A 19715-nucleotide genomic window follows, 5' to 3' on the forward strand; every position below is an offset into this window, starting at 1 on the left:
TCAAACTGGGAGACTTATCGAGCAACGGGGCCATGTGGCCCCGTTTTTATAATGACTGCCGCCATCGCTCGATGGGAAGAATTCTTTTGGCAGGGGAGGAAGGACTCGAACCCTCGCATGCCGGAATCAAAATCCGGTGCCTTGACCAACTTGGCGACTCCCCTACGTACTGCTGCCGGCGCGATGCCGGTTACCGCTTTATCGAGACATCGCCTACACAACCACGCTGTTCGACTCGTTCTTTCAAGTGCTTCCGAAGTCGCGTTTGCGTTCGTTCGGATCACTCAAGAGCCCTGCATTATAGGTGGGTTTTTCCTACCCGTCCAGCGTTTTCGCCAGATTTTCTCAAACACCGTACTACGCAAGGTTCATCCTGCCAAGAGCGGATGTCGTGCAATGCCCGGCGCCACCACACTGAACCAGGAAGCGTACGGCAATCGCGCTTGTGCATCCTGTGCGGCCTGTTGGCTGGCGAACGCTGCAAAGACGCTTGCGCCAGATCCGGACATCCGCGCCGGCGCAAAAGCAGACAACCAGACTCTTGCTTCCTCGACCATCGCGAATTGCTTTTCCACGGCAGCTTGCATGTCGTTCGCGCCGAACCCGAAGACTTCGGTGGCGCTGGCGCCCGCAGCAGCGTCTGGAAAGTCCGCAATTGTGATGACTTTCGTGTCCCTTGTCAAATAAGGCGAGGAAAATATTGCCGCTGTGGAGGCATGTGCCGGGGGCGTGACGATCAGGAACCAGGCATCCGGGGTCCGCACCGGTTGCAGTACCTCACCCACGCCTTCGGCAAAGGCGGTTCTGCCATACACAAAGAAGGGAACGTCGGCCCCCAACGCCAACCCGAGTGTCTGCAGTGCTTCCCGGGATTCCGACAGTGCCCAGAGTCGATTCAAGGCAAGCAGGGTCGTGGCGGCGTCCGAACTGCCCCCACCCAGGCCAGCGCCCATCGGAACACGCTTCTCGACGACGATGTCGACGCCGTGGCGGGTCCCGGAATGCGCTTGCAGCAATCGTGCGGCACGCACCGTCAGATCCATTTCCGGATCAACACCGGGCAGCGGCGTCAACAGGCGGACATTCCCGTCGTCACGCCGCGCGAAGTGCAACGTGTCGCCCCAATTCACCATTTGAAACACGGTCTGCAACAGGTGATACCCGTCGGCGCGCCTGCCGGTGATGTGCAGGAACAGGTTCAGCTTCGCTGGTGCAAGGCAGTCCGTCAACGCGGGTGCGCCGGAAGGCAACAAGGCGCGAAGCGCTGCGTCGGGTGAAGTGATATCGGTGGCGGAGCCTGAAGGGCGCGAAGTCGATAGCGGCGGCGTGGTCATGTTGAAACGGCAAGGGACATAATAAAACGCGGTGACGAACGCGGCGGGAAGCAGGTCCCGCCGACGTCGTCTGCCAGGCCCGGAACACGGATGAGCGTCGGCGCGCGGCGCGATCCGTGGCCGGACGTCTTGATCAAGGATTCAACACGAGCCGGACATCAAGTGGTGCATCCTTGGGGGCGTCAATGCGCGTCAAGTTCATGAGGCGCACTCGCCCCGCCGACGCCGTGGCGGGGCCGGACGTGGACACGTCATTCGATGCCGATGCCGCGCGGGTCGACGCCGACGCGTCGGCCGAACGGTCGGCGAACGCGAGATAGTCGATACGCCAACCGTCCTGGACGATCCGCGTGATCCGGCCTTGCGCATCGCGTGTCAGCGTCGCATGCGTTTCCGGCGCCGGGGTGTTCTTCAGCCAGTATCGCATTCCGGAAACGGGCAAGGGGAAACCGAGGGCGCCACGCATCAGGTCCTCGACGTTATTCGCGGTGCGAGGCGCCTGATTCGGCAATTCGAGCGTGGCTTGCGTGGGGGTACTGCCGACGATGGCCAGCGTGCTGCCCAGCGGGCTTCGCAGTGACAATGTCACCTCGTCGCCTTGTTCGAGCCAGTCGAAATTACCGTAGGCGCTCTGAATGTGTTGGTTCTGATCGGCATATCGCACCGAGAAGCGGCCTTGATATGCGTCGCGCATCGTTGCCTGTCCGGTTTCGGACGTCTTTTCGCACTGTGGTGTTTGCTGGGTGGCGCACCCCCCGAGCAATGTCACCGCAGCGAGGCAGGTCACGGTGCAATGGAACGCCAGACGCCGGGTCGGCCACGGTTTCCGACGCTGCACGTCAAGGACGACAGCGCCGCTGCCCTCGACGTCCGGCCGTCGACGGTCATGCAGGGGCGCGCACTTCATTCGATGGTGACCTTCAGGCGGGACATCACGTTCAGCAACGTGTCATTGGTCGGATCGAGCTGTTGCGCCGAGCGCAGCACCTGACGCGCGTCGTCCTGCTTGCCCTGACTCCACAGCACCTCGGCCAGATGGGCACCGATTTCCGCGTTTGGCTGGATCTGGTAAGCGCGGCGCAAAAGGGTGACAGCCTGATCCTTGTCACCCAGCTTGTACTTGACCCAGCCGGCGCTGTCGGTGATGTAGGCATCGCCCGGTGCCAGCGACATCGCTTTCTGGATCAACTTGTCGGCTTCCTCCAGCCGTATGCCACGGTCCGCGAGCGAATAACCCAAGGCGTTATAGGCCTGCGCATTGGTGGGATCGAGGGCGATAACGCGCCGCAACTGTGTTTCCATCAGCTGATAGTGGGCGTTGCGTTCGGCCGCCATCGCATAGTCGTAAGCCAGGTCCGGGTCCGTCGGCGCCAGTGGGATCAGCGCGGCCAATCGTTGCTCCGCCTGGTCGTACTTGCCAGCCTGCATCAGGACGCTGGCATCGGCGCGACCCAAGGTGAGGGCTTCCGCGCCGGTACGCGGCTGCACGTTCGACAGCAACGCATCGGCTTGGTCGTAATGCTTTTGCTGGACCAGCAATTCGGCGCGGCCGATCTGCGCAGGCACGTACTGCGTGCTGTTGAGATCCACCTTTCGCAACCAGGCATCGGCGGCGGAGTAGTCCTTGCGCTCCGCGGCGATTTGCGCCAGATACAGATACGCCGGCCCCCCGTCGATATGACGGGCCACCAGCCCGTTGGCCGTGCCGCCGCTGGCTGTGCTGGCGCTCTGCGCCGCTGCATTCAACCTGGCTGCCTGATCTGCGTACTGCGTGAAATATTTCTCGGCGTCCGCCTGCTGCTTGAGTTGCATGCTGAGCAAGCCCAGCGCGAACAGCGGCGCGGGGTCCGACGGGTTCGCGCGATGCAGCGTCTCAAATTGCTTGCGCGCCGGATCGATCTGATTGTCCGCCAGGTACAGCTGGGCCAGCAGGAAACGCGCCTCGCGATCCTTCTGGTGCTGCTGTACATAGCCGGAGACCGATGCAATCGCGTCGTGCCGTGCGTCGGCGCCCATTTGTGCAAGCAATAACGCCGCCGGCGCATAATCGGGCTTCAGTGTCAGCGCCGCGTTGAATGACTTTCGTGCGCCGGGCTGGTCATCCGACAGCAATTGCTGCCGCCCGATGGCGGTAGGGGCTTCCGGCCGGCTCATATCGTCTTGCAGCAATTCACGCAGGACGCGAATGCCGCCGATATGATCCGGGCCTCGGCCAATCAGGTCTTGCAGCGACAGAATCGCCGCACCGCGATCCGCATCGGACACGGCGGCCAACTGGCGCGCAAGCAATGGCTTGGCTTCATCCAGATAGCCGTTCAGCACGAGCAGCGTCGCATCGAATTGCGCCGCTTGTTCGGAGTGGGGGGCATATTGGCGCCACAGGCGCGCGGCGGTCAACGCATCGCTCGGGCTTTGCACGCTCACGGCGATTTCCGCCGCGCGTTGCGCCATGCGCGGGTCCTGCGTCGAACGGGCCAGGGACAGATAGGTCTGATACGCCGGCGCGGGCTGACCGCGCTGCAACGCGACTTCGGCGGCAAGCACCTGGAACACGATCTGGCTCGTCAGTTCGCGATTGGGGAGGTCGATCGTGTCTTCCGATGGCAGGGTGCGGCCATTCGGCATCATGACCGCCGCCGCCCGCGTCGATATCGCGGTGCCGGTGGGCATGGGCGTAACGGACGGGTCGTCGCCATCGTCATCCCCGTCCGGTGCTGCTTGCGCCGGCGCACCGGACGAGGGCGCCGTATTTCCCTGCGCCAGCATCAGCCCGGCATGCGACGGGCGCGTGACGGTTGCGCCGTCGGCGGCGAACGCGGCATGCGACGTCAAGCCACCCAATGCAGCGGCGGATACCGCCGTCACGACGGCGGCACGCACCAAAGCGACGATCCGGCGTACGGCGAAGGCCCCGGCTGTATGCGTGGGCGCTGTTGGCATCCTGGTGATGCGCGCGCTACCGTGCAGCCCGCGTTGGTGGACGGGGGCAGCCTGCGGCGCTGCGATGTGCTCGGCGGACAATAGGGACATGGACAGTGCATCCTGATGCGTCGTTCGCTCCGGACGCGATAAACGGGCGGGTGTGGCGAAAGAGTGGTTCATAAGTTCCGGGCTGCGGTTTCCTTGATTGTATCGCGACCGCTACGTTTAGACCCGCCGCTACATCCAATCGCTTGCAAAATGCCCATTTCTGAAAGTTCCAGGCGCAGACATCGTCGGGATGGCGGTGGTACATTGACGGACCGTTGTCGGGACAGGGCGCCCGCTGCCGCTGATCATGCCTGAATTACCTGAAATAGAAGTGACCCGGCGCGGCATCGCGCCTTATGTCGAGTCGCGCCGCGTGCGTGCGGTGCATGCACGTGCCCCGGCCTTGCGCTGGCCGATTCCCACCGAACTGCCAGACGCGATGCGTGGACGCGTCATCACTTCGGTAACGCGTCGGGGTAAATATCTGTTGCTCGAATCCGATGCCGGATGGCTGATCCTGCACTTGGGGATGAGCGGTTCACTCCGCGTGCTGCAAGGCGAGGACCGCCACCTGGCGCCTGGACGGCATGATCATCTGGACGTCGTGTTTGATGACGCGGTGCTGCGGTTACGCGACCCGCGCCGTTTCGGCGCCGCCTTGTGGCACCCGCGCGCGGCGGGCGATGTCCTCGCGCATCCCTTGCTGGTCTCCCTGGGTGTCGAGCCATTCTCCGATGCGTTTTCCGGCGCCTTGCTGTTCGCGCGTACCCGTGGGCGGTCGATGGCAGTCAAACAGGCGTTGCTGGCCGGCACGATCGTCGTCGGCGTGGGGAATATCTATGCCTCCGAGTCGCTGTTTCGGGCCGGTATTCGCCCAACCACCGCTGCAGGCAGAATATCGCGTCAACGCTATGATCTGCTTGCGGAGCGGATTCGCGAAGTTCTCGGCGAGGCGATCGAGCAGGGGGGCAGCACGCTGCGCGACTTCATCGGCAGCGATGGGGCCAGCGGGTATTTCCAGATGGCGCATGCGGTGTATGATCGCGACGGCCAACCGTGCCGCGTCTGCCTGCTGCCGATCAGGAAGATCGTGCAGGGGCAGCGCTCCACGTTCTTCTGCCCGCGGTGCCAGCACTGATTCGTATCGATCCGAGGCGTGCCCCATGCGGATACGGACGTCGCGCACCGCGTGTTTCCGAAACAGGTAGCCCTGGCGCTGCCATTGAACCGTCCTGTGGGTCCTCGTGGTTTCACTGATCGCAAAAGACACTTTCGCGCCGCGCCTGATCGCGTGGCAACGGCAGCACGGCCGGCATGACCTGCCTTGGCAGACCGATGACGCCTATCGCGTCTGGCTCTCCGAGATCATGCTGCAGCAAACACAAGTGGCCACCGTCATTCCGTACTATGCCCGCTTCACCGCGCGCTTCCCGGACGTGCATGCATTGGCCGCCGCGCCGGAGGACGAGGTCATGGCGCTATGGGCCGGGCTGGGCTATTACTCGCGTGCGCGAAATTTGCATCGGTGCGCGAAAGACGTGGTGGCGCGCTTTGACGGTCGCTTCCCGGACAATATTGCCGAGCTGGTCACGCTGCCCGGTATCGGTCGCTCGACTGCCGCTGCCATTGCCGCCTTTGCCTATGGCGCGCATGAGACTATTCTCGATGGCAATGTCAAGCGTGTCTTGGCGCGCGTGTTCGGTATCGAGGGCTTTCCCGGCGAAAAGCGCATCGAGATCGCAATGTGGCTGCTTGCCGAGTCATTGTTGCCGAAACCTTCCGGGTCGACCGGCTCGGCAAAATCACGTGCGACGATGAAGGCCTATACGCAAGGCCTGATGGACCTGGGCGCCACGTTGTGCATTCGTGCGAACCCGTTGTGCGAACGGTGTCCGTTCAACGACGATTGTGTCGCCCGATCCACCGGTCGTCAGAAGGATTTGCCCACCCGCAAGCCGCCGAAGGTCATTCCGCAACGGGAGACGACGATGCTGGTATTCGATAGCGGTACGCATCTGCTGTTGTATCGGCGACCGCCGAACGGTATCTGGGGAGGATTATGGAGTCTGCCGGAGGTATCGGATCAGGCGCAGGCTCGCACCTTGGCGCGTGAGTACGGTGCCGATTGGTCCGCGACTTCCTCGCTGGCGCCATTCACGCATCAGTTCACGCACTTCCGTCTGACGATTACGCCGCTGCACCTGCCCTGCGCGGAACCACAAGGTGGGCCATTGCCCTTGTTGTCCACGGCGTCCGCGCCGAAGCCGCGCGCCGCGGCGACATCATCGGCACGCAAAGCGTTGGAAGTCGATATCGACCCTGCCGCGTCAGCGGACAGTGCGCCGGTGGAATGGGTGGCATGGACGGCCCTGGATCAATACGGCCTTCCGGCACCGGTGCGCAAATTGCTGGATGGCATGCACGGTGCCTTGTTGTAGCAACGGGACGAACCGGCGGCGATAGCGCGCAAGACCGCCCGTCTTGGCAGGCTTTCATGCGGTCAAAAGCGCTTGCCGCGTGACCGGGCTTGGCAGCCGGGACACTACAACATCTGGTGTCGCATCATGTACTGATGAACCAGTTCTAGGCGTGTACCCGCATCGTCGAGTTCCATCAATTGCTGGCGTGCGCGTATCGAAATAGGGAGCACTTCGGAGAGTCTATTCGCGACCCAGCTCGCATCGTCGAGGCGAAACGGCTCCAGAAACGGTATATGGTTAGGATCACGCTCTTTGACGTTATCGATAATGCGGCTCAGCGCTTCGGAACACGATGCAAGCCGCATCCGATGCGCGTCCGAATCATCCTCTACGGTGTCGTCACCAAGCGGCTCGGCAACCGCGCGAAGCAATCCATCTTTTTCGACGTGCGTCGATATCACCCTGAACCGCTGCGAACCGCGGCACCGCAGTAGCAGCACACCCAACTGCTGCACATCGCAATTAACGATCTGGGCAAGGCAGCCGATGGGCTCCGGCTCCGGCTGGTCGCCTCCCGGCAGTGACACTTCGCTGCCGCTCTTCAACAGGCAGACGCCGAACGGCGCGTCACGACGCAGGCAATCCCGCGCCATATCGAGGTATCGCGCCTCGAACACCCGCAACGACAGCAGGCCTTCCGGGAAAAGCACGGTTCCCAATGGGAAAAGAGGCAGGTCGGCCAACAGCGTTGCCATGATCGTCACCGTCCGGTGGAGGCGCCGGCCAGGTATACCGGCGCGATTTCACGATGCCGCAGAATCACGCGCTCGACGCCGCCGAAACGCTCGGCCAATGTCTTAGAGATAAAGACCGAGCGGTGTTGGCCGCCAGTGCATCCAATCGCCACCGTCAGGTAACTGCGATTGTCGCCCCGGATAGCGGGTAGCCAGGTTTCGACAAAATGCGCGATGTCGTCAATCATCCGATGGACTTCCGGAATGGCGTTCAGATAATCGATCACCGGCTTGTCGAGGCCGGTCAGCGGGCGCAGCGCAAGATCGTAATAGGGGTTGGGCAGCATGCGCACGTCGAACACATAGTCGGCGTCAAGCGGCAGCCCTTTCTTGAAACCGAAGGACTGGAACATGACGGTCAAGCCTTCGTTCTGGTGTTCGGCAAACGTGCGAACCCAAGCACGGAGCGTATTCGCGCGGAGATTGCTGGTGTCGATCTGATGCCCAAGACTTGCCAGCGGCGCGACCAGCGTGCGTTCGCGTTCGATCGCATCGGCCAGGGAGGTATCGGCAACACTCGACACCCCGTCCGGCGACGATGGCAGGCCGCCGGCCGCGGACAACGGATGGCGCCGCCGTGTTTCGGAATATCGCGCGATCAGCGCCTGGGTGCTTGCGTTCAGGAACAGCACGCGGACGGTATGACCGTCGGCACGCAAGTGGGTAATGATGGCGTTGATATCGGCTACGGACGGTGCGCCTGCGTCGCGGGCGGTTATCCCTTCCATTTTGGCCATTGCCACCGCGCCAGGCCGTGCATCGATGGCAACGGCAAGCCGTGTGCAGCCATCGCGATGCAATTCATCGGCGAGATCTTGCAGGAAGCGCGGACGAAGATTCTCGACGCAGTAATAGCCTACGTCTTCGAGCGCGTTCAACGCGACCGATTTGCCCGACCCGGAAATACCGGTGATGAGAATGATCCGCATGGCGGCAGCTGTACTAACCCAAGTCGCCCAGATGTTGCGGCATACCGTGTCGGCATGCGCCGGTGGCACTGCGCGCGTTGGCGACGTCTGCTGAATCGAATCAGTTGCCGCGCGCCGCGCCACCGTCTGGATAAGCAGACGATGAACCGGTTCATACCGGCGATTGCAGCCATCATAGCACTGTCGTCACTGCCTGCGCGTCAGATCATTTTTCCAGGAAACTGACTGTCCGGTTCTTGCATGGCCAGCCTTTGCCGATCCATGAAATCATGCAACGTGTCGATGCCGCGCAGCTTCAGGATCGTATTGCGGACGGCCGCCTCCACCAACACCGCCAGGTTTCGGCCCGCCGCTACCTGCAAATTCACTTTCGGAATCGGCAGGCCGAGGACGTCGAGCGTCTGTGCATCGATAGGCAGGCGGTGGAATTCCCCGTCCGGCCGCCGCACCAGATTGACGATCAATTTCAGCTTCATCTTCCGGCGAACAGCGGTTTCGCCGAAGATCGTCTTGATGTCGAGCAGACCCAGCCCGCGGACTTCAAGCAGATTCTGCAGTAGCGGCGGGCAGCGTCCTTCGATGTAATCGGGGCCCAGGCGCACGAAATCGACGGCATCATCTGCCACCAGCCCATTGCCCCGGCTGATCAACTCGAGTCCCAGCTCGCTTTTGCCTAGTCCTGAATCGCCTGTCAGCAACACACCGAGACCGAGAATATCGAGGAAAACGCCGTGCATCGTCGCGCGCGGCGCAAGGATGCGGGACATATACAGTCGCAGGCTGTCGATGACGGCGGCCGACGAAAGCGGTGTCGTGAAAACGGGCGTCGAGGACCGTGTGCAGCGCAGGATCAACTCGTCCGGCACCTCGCCAGTCCCCGCGATCACTAGAAACGGCGGTTCGAGCGCGATCAGCTTGGCGATGTCGTGCGAGCGGTCCTCGTCGGACTGGCGTTGGTAATAGGCCAGCTCGGCGTCCCCCAGCACTTGGATCCGGTTGGGATGGATCACGTTCAAGTGTCCTACCAAATCCGCGCTCGACGTCGCGCTCTCGACCGTTTCCGGAGAGAAACCGCGCTCCCAGCCTTCATGGCCGGTCAGCCAGCTGAGTTTCAATTCGGCGGCGTTATCGTCGAAGATGCTTTGCGCATTGATGCTCGACGTGTCCATCAGGCGGAAAACTCCACGCGAAGAAGAGGAGGGTCAGTTATGCCACTGCGTCAGGACACGATGAACGTGCAGCGGGTCGGATTCCGCGGCAAGCATTTCGCGTGTGTCGCGGTCCGACAGCAACTGGGCGATTTCGGACAAAATTTCCAGATGTTGCTGCGTGGCCTGTTCCGGCACTAATAGGAAAATCAGCAACGAGACAGGCTGGCCGTCCGGTGAGTCGAACGGCACCGGCGTATCCAGCCGCATGAATGCGGCAAGCGGTTGCTTGAGTCCCTTTATGCGGCCGTGCGGAATGGCGACGCCTTCCCCCAGGCCGGTGGACCCCAACCGCTCACGTGCAAAAAGGTTGTCAGTGACGGTGCTGCGCGCGATGCCATGCTGGTTCTCGAAGATCAGACCCGCCTGCTCGAACACGCGTTTCTTGCTCGTGACACTGACGCCGAGTTGTACGTTTTCCGGCGCTAACAGTTTGGCTAAACGATTCATGTTGAAAAGCAGGCATCCGCCGCTAGCGCTTTGTGCGCACGCTAACGTCATGCCGAGCCGAATTTCCCCGTGATGAACTTCCTATTATAGAGCACGTGCTTTCGTTATTGCGGCATTGTTGCGCGCGTCAAATGAAACCACACAATGGCATGATGCGGGCAAAACACATTGCAAACAACAAAGCCGGTGGCATGACCACCGGCTTTGATACCAGATGCGACACGAAGCGCGGTGCGGTAACGCGTAACCGGCACGCAGCCGAGCCGTTGTACGGCCTGGAAAGGGCGCATACGCCCGCGACTATATCGACATCGTAACGATTCCTTACCGCCACTTTCCCGATCCGGACACATGTGCCACGGCATCAACGGGATTATCGCGTGGTACTCACCACGCCGTGGCGCTTATTGCATTGCTTGCACTTCAGCCTGCGCCGCATCCACCGCGACGTACTTCAGCGCCTCGCGCTCATGGCCTTGCAGCCGGTCCTTGTGGCGCAGTACCTGGCGGTCGAGTTTGTCGACCAGAAGATCGATCGCCGCGTACAAGTCTCCGTCGGCACTTTCGACGTAGATGTCGCGTTTCTTGACCGTCAGCGTGATTTCGGCGCGTTGCCGTTTTTCCTTTTCCCGATGGTTGTCTACTGTCAGCAGCACATTCACGGCGATTACCTGATCATAGTGCCGTAGCACCTTGTCGAGTTTGTTCATCACATACTCGCGCAAGGCGGGCGTAACATCGAGATGGTGTCCACTGATGGTCAGATTCATTGCTGCTTCTCCCATGCTGGGGCCGGAGGATCGCCGCGCAGCGTAGGCTGTTCAGTCGATCGCGGCCGGTACAAACCCGGCGCAACATGCGACGGGCTACTACACCCTCGCTGCGAGCCACCGGCCGCAGCCTTGCTGGGCAACGGCTGGGACGGGAACCTACAGCGACTTTCGGAGGTTGACAGCAGGAATGCGAAGCGCTTCGCGGTACTTGGCAACCGTGCGTCGTGCGACGACGAAACCTTGTTCGGCGAGAAGTTCGGCGATCCGGCTGTCCGATAGCGGAGATTTCGGGTCTTCTGCTCCTATCAATTGCTTGATCAGTGCACGTATCGCTGTGGATGAGGCCGAGCCGCCGGTATCCGTTGAGATATGCGACCCGAAGAAAAACTTGAATTCGAGCGTCCCGGACGGCGTCAGCATGTACTTACCTGTGGTGACGCGCGATACCGTCGACTCGTGTAAACCTAGCGTATCAGCAATCTCGCGCAAAACCAAGGGACGCATGGCGATTTCGCCATGGGCAAAAAAATTCTTCTGCCTTTCCACGATAGCTTGCGCCACACGCAAAATTGTATCGAAACGCTGCTGAATATTTTTGATCAGCCAACGTGCTTCCTGAAGTTGCTGACGCAATGAACCACTGCCGGGATCGCCCCGGTTATTGCGCAGGATATTGGCATACAGATTGTTGATCCGGAGTTTCGGTACGACTTCGGGATTCAACTCGGCGATCCAGCCCTGGCCGGTCTTACGAACAAGCACGTCCGGGACCACGTAGTCTGCTTCCGCGCTACTATAGGCCGCGCCCGGGAAGGGTTCGAGCGAACGAATCAATTGATGCGCTTCTCGCAGCGCGTCGTCGTCGACCTTCAACTGGCGCCGCAGCCGCGTAAAATCTCGCGCCGCCAGCAATTCGAGATGATGATTGACGATCTCGATCGCCAGTGTCCGCGTCGCGCTTGGTTCATGCCTGCGCAATTGCAGCGCCAGGCATTCCGACGGCGAACGTGCCCCTACACCAGGGGGGTCGAAGCTTTGCAGCAACGTCAACGCATTGGTCAAATCATCGAGATCAACACCGCTGTCTTCGGACAATTCATCGATGATTTCGTCCAGCGTGGTCGTCAGATAGCCGGCGTCATCGATCGACTCGATCAGGAAAGTTACCAAGGCCCGGTCGCGTGCATCCGTACGGGTCAGTGCGAGCTGGCCGTTCAGATAATCGCGCAGGTTCGTGGGGACTTCCTCGAGCTGCATCGGTGGCAAGTCATCATCGTCGTTGCCGGCGCTATTGCCACCCGAGGGACCGCGCGCGTAGTCGTCGAGACTCCAGGTCGGGCCGTCGTCGCTACTGTCGCGCGCCGGCTCGTCACGTCGTTCGCCGTCGTTGCCGCCATCGCCACGCGCATCCGCCCCGGCGCCGCCGTCCACGGCACCGTCGCCGTCCCGCCGATCCGCCCCGCGCGCGCCATCGTTGGAAGCGGCCGTACCGGCGCTCGATGCCAATGATCCATCACTGGCGACGCGCAACGACTTGCCGCCCCAATCGTCATCGCTCTCGAGCAATGGATTCTGGGCGACAGCGGTGGCAACTTCCTGTTGCAATTCCAGCGTCGACAGTTGCAGCAATCGAATGGATTGCTGCAACTGCGGCGTGAGCGCGAGGTGTTGAGAGAGGCGTAACTGGAGGCTGGCTTTCATAATATCGCCAACCATTGTAGTGGCTTTGCTGACGCGGCGAAACCACTAGATTGCGTTTGATACGTAACATGGCCCGGTAATTGCAGCGCGCCCCGGGCAACGTAGGTCGACCGGGGCGCGGGAATGTAGAAAAAGCGATGTGACGCGGTTGACGGATCGGTTTTTGGCCGTGTATTACATCCGGAAATGTTCGCCGAGGTACACCCGCCGCACGTTTTCGTTGGCGATGATGTCGGACGGCGCGCCTGCGGCGAGGACATGCCCGTCGCTGATGATGTAGGCGTGATCGCAGATACCCAGGGTTTCGCGTACATTGTGATCGGTGATCAGTACGCCGATATTGCGGCTTTTCAGAAACCTTACGATCTTCTGGATCTCGATCACCGCGATCGGGTCGACGCCGGCGAACGGCTCATCCAGCAGAATGAAACCGGGATCGGTCGCGAGTGCCCGTGCGATTTCCACGCGTCGCCGTTCGCCACCAGACAAGGACAGTGCCGGATTTTGACGCAGATGCGCAATCTGCAATTCTTCGAGGAGCGCCGTGGTCCTGTCTCCCAGTTCCTGGCGCGACAATTTGCGGCCGTCCGGGTGATGCTGCAATTCCAGCACCGCGCGGATATTCTGCTCCACGCTCAACTTTCGGAACACGGACGCTTCCTGGGGCAGATACGACAGGCCCAGCTTTGCGCGCAGGTGAATCGGCAGCTTCGAGATAACCTCGTCGTTCAGCTCGATTTGCCCAGCGTCCAATGGCACCAGACCAACGATCATATAGAACGATGTCGTTTTGCCCGCGCCGTTCGGACCAAGCAGACCGACGACCTCGCCACTTGATACGTCCAGGGACACGTCCTTGACGACGGTACGCGCACCATAGCGTTTTTCCAGGTTGCGCACTTTCAGCGTGCGGCGCTCGCCGGCATGCTGCAATAATCCGCTGCTTTCGTGCGCTGTCGCCTGGTCGTTCATTGCTGCGATGACCGTGTCCGTCATTGTGCATCCTCCAACTGACGCGCGGGTTCCAGCGGCGTGGCGCCCGATGTGGTGGATGCGCCGTCCGTCGCCGCCGGCGACAGGTTGCTTCGCGCCTTGCCTGTCGTGGCGGGGGGCGGCGTTACGTCGCTGCTATCGCTCGGCGTCAACACGGCGCCGCCCGACGTATTGGTCGTCGGTGCGATCATGCCACGCACGCGACCACCGGGCGTACCCGTCTTTGTGCCGCCATTCGATTGCGCCGTGTAATAGCCCGTCTGACCATCGTAGCGGATGACACTGCCGTGTACCTCGTCGATAGGCGTGGTCAGACCTGACAGGCGTCGCGCGACGGCCTGGCCAGTCAGTGTCGAGACGTCGTTCTTGCCGTCATAGTCGATACGCTTGCCCTGTCCCTCGAAGTATTCATTGACCCCATCGCGCTTCTCCCGGATGTAGGCGAGCCCCTTGTCGGACGTGGCCGTGGCGTAGGAATAGCCTTCCGGGTCCTGGTGAATTTCAGCCCGGTCGCCGCGAACGATGATCGTACCTTTCGTCAGTTCGACATTGCCGGTCAGGATGGTCGTCTGTTTCAGGTCGTCGTAGGAGAGATGGTCAGCCGAATAGACCAGCGGCTTGTTCTTGTCCGCTTGCTCGGCATGCACGGTCGACGTGATCAACCCGCTCAACAGGGCTGTGATCGTTGCCAGCGCGGCCGTCACGCGCCGCGCGAGGATACGAGGCTCTTGATACATGAATGTCATCTGGTCGTTCTAATTCAGCGCGACCCGCCGTTCAATTCCTGTGCCGCGATGGAACCGCGTACATTACCGAACAATTGGGCCGCGCGGGTCGTGTTGATATATGTCATGCCTTGCGTGGACGTCGCAACCGACGGGCCGCGGGTCAGCTTGACGGGTTTTTCTGTCCGAATCGTGTCGTCGTTCACCAGTACTTCGAAATGAGATGAATCGGCTTCCATTGGCGGGTCCGCGGGCCCTGGTGCACGGACGATCTTCGCATCATCGTACAGGTTCACGATGGAGCCATCGCTATTGACCACGCCCCATTTGGACGTGGCGGTGATGATCGGCGAGCCCGGCTTGAACGAGCGCAACGCGGGCTCGGTCAGGAAGCTCGTCTGGTCGTCTTCAAAATGCTTCATCGTTTTCGCATTGAGCCGGTACTGGACGTTGCCGGTATCGTCCAGCATCGTCACGGATAGGTCGTTGCCAAAATAATCCGGCGTATGTTCAAGCTTCTTCGTGACCGTTTCTTCAGCAGGGCGCAGCGATGTCTGAAGCACCCAGTACGTCCCGGCAGCCAGAATCGCCATGATGATGATCGGCAGGAACGGCGCGACGCGCTGTGTCCATTTCACCTGATGCGCACGGCGCGGGCTGGGTGGCGGTGGCGGGGTGGGCGTGCCGCCGGCGGAAGCGCTGGAAGTCATCACATCAGCTCCGGCATTGCTGTGCCAGCAGCGCGTCGTAATGTCCGGTGGCCCGCAGGATCAGATCGCACACTTCCCGTACCGCACCCTCGCCGCCACGCGCTTGCGTCACGACATGCACACGTGCCTTGACGTCCGTGTGCGCGTTCGCCGGCGCGCAGGCAAGACCGACACGGCATAGCACCGGCAGATCCGGCCAGTCATCGCCCATGTAGCCGATGTGCATGTCTTGTAACTGCAATTCGGCCCGCAGCGCCGCCAGGACATCGTCTTTTTGCTTGACGCCCTGGAATACGCGCGTGATGCCGAGTTCGCGCGCCCGGGAGGACACGATGCCGGACTCCCGGCCCGTGATGATGGCTACCTCGATGCCACACCGGGCCAACTGCTTGACGCCATGGCCATCGAGCGTATGGAACGCCTTCAGCATTTCACCATCGGCCCCGTAGTAAATCTCGCCGCTGGTGAATACGCCGTCTATGTCGAACGCCATCAACCGGATACCGGCGGCGCGGCGTGCCACGTCGTCGGCGTCGAATGGCGCAGGAAGCGGCGCTGCCGCATTGGCGAGGGCGGTCTGCCGGGTCATCAGATTACCTTCGCGCGGAAGAGGTCATGCAGATTCAACGCACCAACCAACGTGCCGGCGGGTTCGACCACCAGAATCTGGGTGACGCGGTGTTTTTCCATCTGGCTGGCGGCTTCGCTTGCCAGATGATCCGGCGCGATGACTCTCGGCGATGGTGTCATCACATCGCGGATCGGCAGCATATCCAGATTCGAATGGCTCTTCAGCACGCGCCTCAGGTCACCGTCCGTGAAGACGCCGATCAATTTGTCGCCAGCCTCGGTCACCGCGGTCATGCCCAGCCCTTTCGCCGTGATTTCGAACAAGGCGTCATGAACGCTCGCGCCTGCCGAAACACGGGGGACGGCGTCACCGACGCGCATGATGTCGCGAACGTATGTCAGCAGGCGACGACCCAGGGCGCCTCCAGGGTGCGACCGTGCGAAATCTTCAGGGCCAAAACCGCGTGCGTCCAGGACCGCGCAGGCCAGCGCGTCACCGAGGGCCAACGCGGCGACGGCGCTGGCGGTGGGCGCGAGATTCATCGGACACGCTTCTTTTGTGATATGCCCGTCGAGATGCGCATCGGCTAATCGCGCCAGGCTGGACTGCGGATTGCCGGTGATAGCGATCAAGCCGGTATCCATGCGTTTCACCAGCGGCATGATCCGGAGCAACTCATCGGTCTCGCCGGAATACGAAATCACGAGAAACACGTCGTCCGCGGTAATCATGCCGAGATCGCCGTGAACCGCCTCGGCCGGGTGGACGAAGAATGCCGGCGTGCCGGTACTCGCCAATGTGGCCGCGACCTTGCGCGCGATATGGCCGGACTTGCCGATGCCGGAGACGACCACCCGTCCGCGGCAAGCCAGCAGCAACTGGACCGCGTCGACGAATTGCACATCCAGACGCTCCGCGACGCCGCGCACGGCGTCCGCTTCGATGGCCAGGACGTTGCGTGCCAATGACATGGCACGGTCTTGATTGATTTTCGCTATCATTCGCGGAGTATAACAAAAGGCCTGTAATCGGGTATTTCGGGCGCCCGCCGGGAAACGCATTTCCGTTACCGTTCTGTGACGGAACATTACCGGCCGACGACGGAAGGGCACGCGTCGATCTGCCATCGAATTCAGCCTGTTGCAGGCGCTTCCCCGTGGTGAATGTTGGTAGGAAGCGACAGTGTTGTCACAAGATGATGCTATTTTCGAGGTGGTTACCTTTCCTCTTCGAGAGATATGCCGTGCTTGCGGCATCGCCGTTCTGTTTTCTCCTGTTCTTTGCCCGCTGCGCCACCTTATGCCTGATGCCCGATGCCGTGGGCGCCGCGCATGCCTGCCGCCGATGTGTACCGGACCGATCCGGTTCCGTATGGCGACGCTTGACATATTCGATGCGCTCACCGTAGTGCCCGTTCTTACCTGACTTTCCACGAGCAAGACCTGACGATGACGACACCGCTGGAGCTGACCTTGATGCTGTTGCTGGCTGCCGTGGCCGGCGTGGTCCTGTTCCGCAGCTTGAACCTGCCGCCGATGCTGGGGTATTTGACCGTCGGCATTCTGGTGGGACCGCATGCGTTGGGCATTGCGTCCGATGCGTCGCGTGTTGAATATCTGGCCGAGTTCGGGGTTGTCTTCCTGATGTTCTCGATCGGTCTCGAATTTTCGCTGTCACGATTGCGTGCGATGCGTCGCATCGTTTTCGGCTTGGGCGTGGCGCAGGTGGTGGGTACGATCGCCGCGTCGATGCTGGCAGGCGCGGCTATTAATGCGTTCGCGCATTTCAGTTGGCAATCGTCTTTTGCCCTGGGCGCGGCACTGGCAATGTCGTCCACGGCGATCGTCAGCAAGATGCTCGCGGAGAAGCTGGAACTGGAGTCCGAACACGGGCGAAGGATCATTGGCGTCCTGTTATTCCAGGATCTCGCGGTGGTGCCTTTGCTGATCATCCTCGCCGCGCTCGGCCAGAATGCACGGGATCTGGCGGTTTCGCTCGGGCTGGCCGCGGTGAAGATCGGGGTCGCACTGTCGTTGCTGTTGTGGCTCGGACAGCCGTTGATGCGTTTCTGGCTGACGTTGGTCGCGCGTCGCCGTTCGCAGGAACTGTTCATGCTGAACCTGCTGCTGGTGACGCTGGGCGGTGCTTTCCTGACCGAGGAACTGGGTCTGTCGATGGCGCTCGGCGCGTTCATTGCCGGCATGCTGATTGCGGAGACGCAGTATCGGCATCAGGTGGAAGAGGACATCAAGCCGTTCCGCGATGTGCTCCTCGGGCTGTTTTTCATCACCACCGGCATGCTGCTGGACCCGATGATCGTCTGGCACCATCCGATTGCCGTCCTCGTGCTGTTTGTCGTGCCGATGGCGTTGAAGTTGGCGTTGATCACGGGTCTGTCGCGGCTTTTCGGTGCAACGCCCGGTGTCGCGTTGCGTACCGGGTTGGGCCTCGCGCAGGCCGGCGAGTTCGGTTTTGTCCTGATGAACCTGATCAATGACAAGCACCTGCTGGACCCGGTGACCAGCGAGGTGATTCTTGCAGCCATGCTGTTATCGATGATCGCTGCGCCGTTTCTCTTGCAGAACATGAATCGGATCGTGATGCGCGTGTCCTCCAGCGAATGGCTGGTGCAATCGTTGCAGATGACGAAGATCGCCACGCAGAGCATGAAGAACAGCGGTCATGTGATCATCTGCGGTTATGGTCGCTCCGGGCAGAATCTGGCGCGCATGTTGGAACAGGAGGGCGTCGACTACGTCGCGCTCGATCTGGACCCGGATCGCGTAAACGCCGCCGCGTCCGCCGGGGAATCGGTCGTGTTCGGTGATGCCTCCCGGCATGAGGCGCTCACCGCCGCCGGCCTGCAACGCGCCGCGGCGGTGGCCATCACGTATGCGAATGTATCGTCGGCATTGCGGGTGCTGGCGCATGTGCAGGAGTTGAATCCAGGGTTGCCGGTGATCGTACGTACCATCGACGACGCGGCATTCGACAAGCTGACGGCCGCCGGCGCGACCGAAGTGATTCCCGAAATCGTCGAGGGCAGTCTGATGCTGGCGTCGCACACGCTCGTGGTGGTGGGGGTGCCGATGCGGCGTGTGCTGCGGCGCGTGGAACAGATGCGCGACGATCGCTATGGCCTGCTGCGTGGCTATTTTCGGGGTGCCGATGATCCCGACGATGAGAACGAGGACGAGCAGGTCAGGCTACAATCCGTCAAAATCGAACCGCATGCCGATGCGGTGGGCCGGACGCTGGGCGATTTGCGCCTGCGCGAGATCGGTGTGGAAGTAACGGCCATCCGGCGTCGCGGCATTCGGGGAGGGGAGCCGGATGCCGCGGCCAAGGTGATGATAAACGACGTGCTGGTGCTGCGCGGCACGCCTTTGGCCCTGTCGGAGGCGGAGGAAAGGCTGCTCCGCGTGAGCGCCCGCGTGTAGTCCTGTTTGCCGCGCCCGCCGTGCGATGTGGCGCGATCGCGCGGCAGACCAGGGTGGCGGCGCAGGACTGCACGTCAAACGACCTGTCGGCCGACGAATCAACAAGGGTATCCAGTGGATTTTTCAACAAAGACGTTGCCGGCTCCCGGTGATCGGGAGGCCGTCGCCGCCTATCTGCGCGCGCGTGTCAGGACTGTTCCCGACTGGCCGTCGCCAGGTGTGCAATTTCGTGACATCACGCCATTACTGGCCTCCGCCGCGACGATGAACGTCATTGTCTCGGCGTTTGCCGCCCGCTACCAAGAGCAGCGCATCGCGCACTTTGCCGGACTTGAGGCGAGAGGGTTCATCCTCGCGCCACTGCTCGCCCATGCCTTGGGCGCGGGCTTTATTCCATTGCGCAAGCAAGGAAAACTGCCTTACAAGAAGATAAGCGAATCGTACAAGCTCGAATATGGCGAGGCAACGCTGGAAGCCCACATCGATGCGTGCCAGCCTGGCGATCGGGTCGTATTGGTGGACGATTTGATCGCGACGGGCGGTACGTTGCTGGCCGGGCGGGCGTTGTTGCAGCGCCTGGGCGCCGAGGTGGTCGAAGGGGCGGCATTGATCGATTTGCCCGAGTTGGGAGGATCGACGCTGCTGCGTAATGCCGGGTTGCCGTTGTTCACGCTATGTACGTTTGAAGGACATTGAT

General features: G+C 61.5%; 18 protein-coding genes and 1 tRNA gene. 4 read left to right on the forward strand and 15 right to left on the reverse strand.

Annotation, left to right across the window (positions count from 1 at the left end; all coding sequences use genetic code 11):
- Window positions 1-87 precede the first annotated feature (87 nt).
- The 4 genes from SJQ66_RS17790 to SJQ66_RS17805 all read right to left on the reverse strand — a co-directional run bounded on the left by SJQ66_RS17790 (window position 88) and on the right by SJQ66_RS17805 (window position 4100).
- Window positions 88-164: transfer RNA gene (locus tag SJQ66_RS17790), tRNA-Gln, on the reverse strand.
- A gap of 204 nt (window positions 165-368) precedes the next feature.
- Entirely contained in the window at window positions 369-1250 is an 882-nt protein-coding gene (gene ispE / locus SJQ66_RS17795) for a 4-(cytidine 5'-diphospho)-2-C-methyl-D-erythritol kinase (protein WP_036008386.1), read from the reverse strand.
- A gap of 217 nt (window positions 1251-1467) precedes the next feature.
- Window positions 1468-2241, reverse strand: coding sequence for a lipoprotein insertase outer membrane protein LolB (gene lolB, locus SJQ66_RS17800; RefSeq protein ID WP_253463181.1), 774 nt, complete (start codon window positions 2239-2241; stop codon window positions 1468-1470).
- Entirely contained in the window at window positions 2238-4100 is a 1863-nt protein-coding gene (locus tag SJQ66_RS17805; RefSeq protein WP_429499213.1) for a tetratricopeptide repeat protein, read from the reverse strand. Before SJQ66_RS17805 ends, lolB begins: the two co-directional genes overlap by 4 nt.
- 511 nt (window positions 4101-4611) lie before the next feature.
- On the opposite strand from SJQ66_RS17805, the gene mutM reads away from it, so the two are divergent.
- Window positions 4612-5442: a bifunctional DNA-formamidopyrimidine glycosylase/DNA-(apurinic or apyrimidinic site) lyase gene (mutM, locus tag SJQ66_RS17810; protein WP_024902517.1), complete on the forward strand. Its 831-nt coding sequence runs from the start codon at window positions 4612-4614 to the stop codon at window positions 5440-5442.
- A gap of 106 nt (window positions 5443-5548) precedes the next feature.
- Window positions 5549-6742 (forward strand): A/G-specific adenine glycosylase, encoded by a 1194-nt coding sequence (gene mutY / locus SJQ66_RS17815; protein ID WP_320535119.1) that lies wholly within the window; start codon window positions 5549-5551, stop codon window positions 6740-6742.
- 104 nt (window positions 6743-6846) lie between these two features.
- Here the strand turns inward: mutY and SJQ66_RS17820 are convergent, their stop codons facing one another.
- The 11 genes from SJQ66_RS17820 to SJQ66_RS17870 all read right to left on the reverse strand — a co-directional run bounded on the left by SJQ66_RS17820 (window position 6847) and on the right by SJQ66_RS17870 (window position 16579).
- Window positions 6847-7488: an LON peptidase substrate-binding domain-containing protein gene (locus SJQ66_RS17820; protein WP_024902519.1), complete on the reverse strand. Its 642-nt coding sequence runs from the start codon at window positions 7486-7488 to the stop codon at window positions 6847-6849.
- A complete protein-coding gene (gene rapZ / locus SJQ66_RS17825; RefSeq protein WP_024902520.1) occupies window positions 7485-8447 on the reverse strand; it encodes an RNase adapter RapZ in 963 nt (320 codons plus the stop codon). Before rapZ ends, SJQ66_RS17820 begins: the two co-directional genes overlap by 4 nt.
- Before the next feature lie 200 nt (window positions 8448-8647).
- Window positions 8648-9616 carry an HPr(Ser) kinase/phosphatase gene (gene hprK / locus SJQ66_RS17830; protein WP_024902521.1) on the reverse strand — a complete coding sequence of 323 codons (969 nt, stop codon included), beginning with the start codon at window positions 9614-9616 and terminating at the stop codon, window positions 8648-8650.
- Window positions 9617-9649: 33 nt separating this feature from the next.
- A complete protein-coding gene (gene ptsN, locus SJQ66_RS17835; RefSeq protein ID WP_024902522.1) occupies window positions 9650-10105 on the reverse strand; it encodes a PTS IIA-like nitrogen regulatory protein PtsN in 456 nt (151 codons plus the stop codon).
- A 404-nt stretch (window positions 10106-10509) separates the two neighbouring features.
- On the reverse strand, window positions 10510-10875 hold the full coding sequence (gene hpf, locus SJQ66_RS17840; RefSeq protein WP_024902524.1) for a ribosome hibernation-promoting factor, HPF/YfiA family: 366 nt from the start codon (window positions 10873-10875) through the stop codon (window positions 10510-10512).
- A 159-nt stretch (window positions 10876-11034) separates the two neighbouring features.
- A complete protein-coding gene (locus SJQ66_RS17845; RefSeq protein WP_407691545.1) occupies window positions 11035-12594 on the reverse strand; it encodes an RNA polymerase factor sigma-54 in 1560 nt (519 codons plus the stop codon).
- Window positions 12595-12753: 159 nt separating this feature from the next.
- The gene (lptB, locus tag SJQ66_RS17850) at window positions 12754-13575 is read right to left on the reverse strand and encodes an LPS export ABC transporter ATP-binding protein (protein ID WP_024902526.1); all 822 of its coding nucleotides are present in this window, start codon (window positions 13573-13575) and stop codon (window positions 12754-12756) included.
- Window positions 13572-14309: a lipopolysaccharide transport periplasmic protein LptA gene (gene lptA / locus SJQ66_RS17855; protein WP_024902527.1), complete on the reverse strand. Its 738-nt coding sequence runs from the start codon at window positions 14307-14309 to the stop codon at window positions 13572-13574. The genes lptB and lptA overlap by 4 nt, the downstream gene beginning before the upstream one ends.
- Before the next feature lie 23 nt (window positions 14310-14332).
- The gene (gene lptC, locus SJQ66_RS17860) at window positions 14333-14890 is read right to left on the reverse strand and encodes an LPS export ABC transporter periplasmic protein LptC (RefSeq protein ID WP_046151999.1); all 558 of its coding nucleotides are present in this window, start codon (window positions 14888-14890) and stop codon (window positions 14333-14335) included.
- Between the two features lie 121 nt (window positions 14891-15011).
- Window positions 15012-15500 (reverse strand): KdsC family phosphatase, encoded by a 489-nt coding sequence (locus SJQ66_RS17865; protein ID WP_046151998.1) that lies wholly within the window; start codon window positions 15498-15500, stop codon window positions 15012-15014.
- A gap of 95 nt (window positions 15501-15595) precedes the next feature.
- Window positions 15596-16579: a KpsF/GutQ family sugar-phosphate isomerase gene (locus SJQ66_RS17870; RefSeq protein WP_024902529.1), complete on the reverse strand. Its 984-nt coding sequence runs from the start codon at window positions 16577-16579 to the stop codon at window positions 15596-15598.
- A gap of 447 nt (window positions 16580-17026) precedes the next feature.
- On the opposite strand from SJQ66_RS17870, the gene SJQ66_RS17875 reads away from it, so the two are divergent.
- Together SJQ66_RS17875 and SJQ66_RS17880 are read left to right on the forward strand one after the other, a co-directional pair.
- Window positions 17027-19018 (forward strand): monovalent cation:proton antiporter family protein, encoded by a 1992-nt coding sequence (locus SJQ66_RS17875; RefSeq protein WP_024902530.1) that lies wholly within the window; start codon window positions 17027-17029, stop codon window positions 19016-19018.
- A 114-nt stretch (window positions 19019-19132) separates the two neighbouring features.
- Window positions 19133-19714, forward strand: coding sequence for an adenine phosphoribosyltransferase (locus SJQ66_RS17880; RefSeq protein WP_236693330.1), 582 nt, complete (start codon window positions 19133-19135; stop codon window positions 19712-19714).
- The last annotated feature ends 1 nt before the right edge of the window (window position 19715 follow it).

The organism is Robbsia andropogonis (genome assembly GCF_034047095.1).
Classification (GTDB): Bacteria; Pseudomonadota; Gammaproteobacteria; order Burkholderiales; family Burkholderiaceae; genus Robbsia; species Robbsia andropogonis.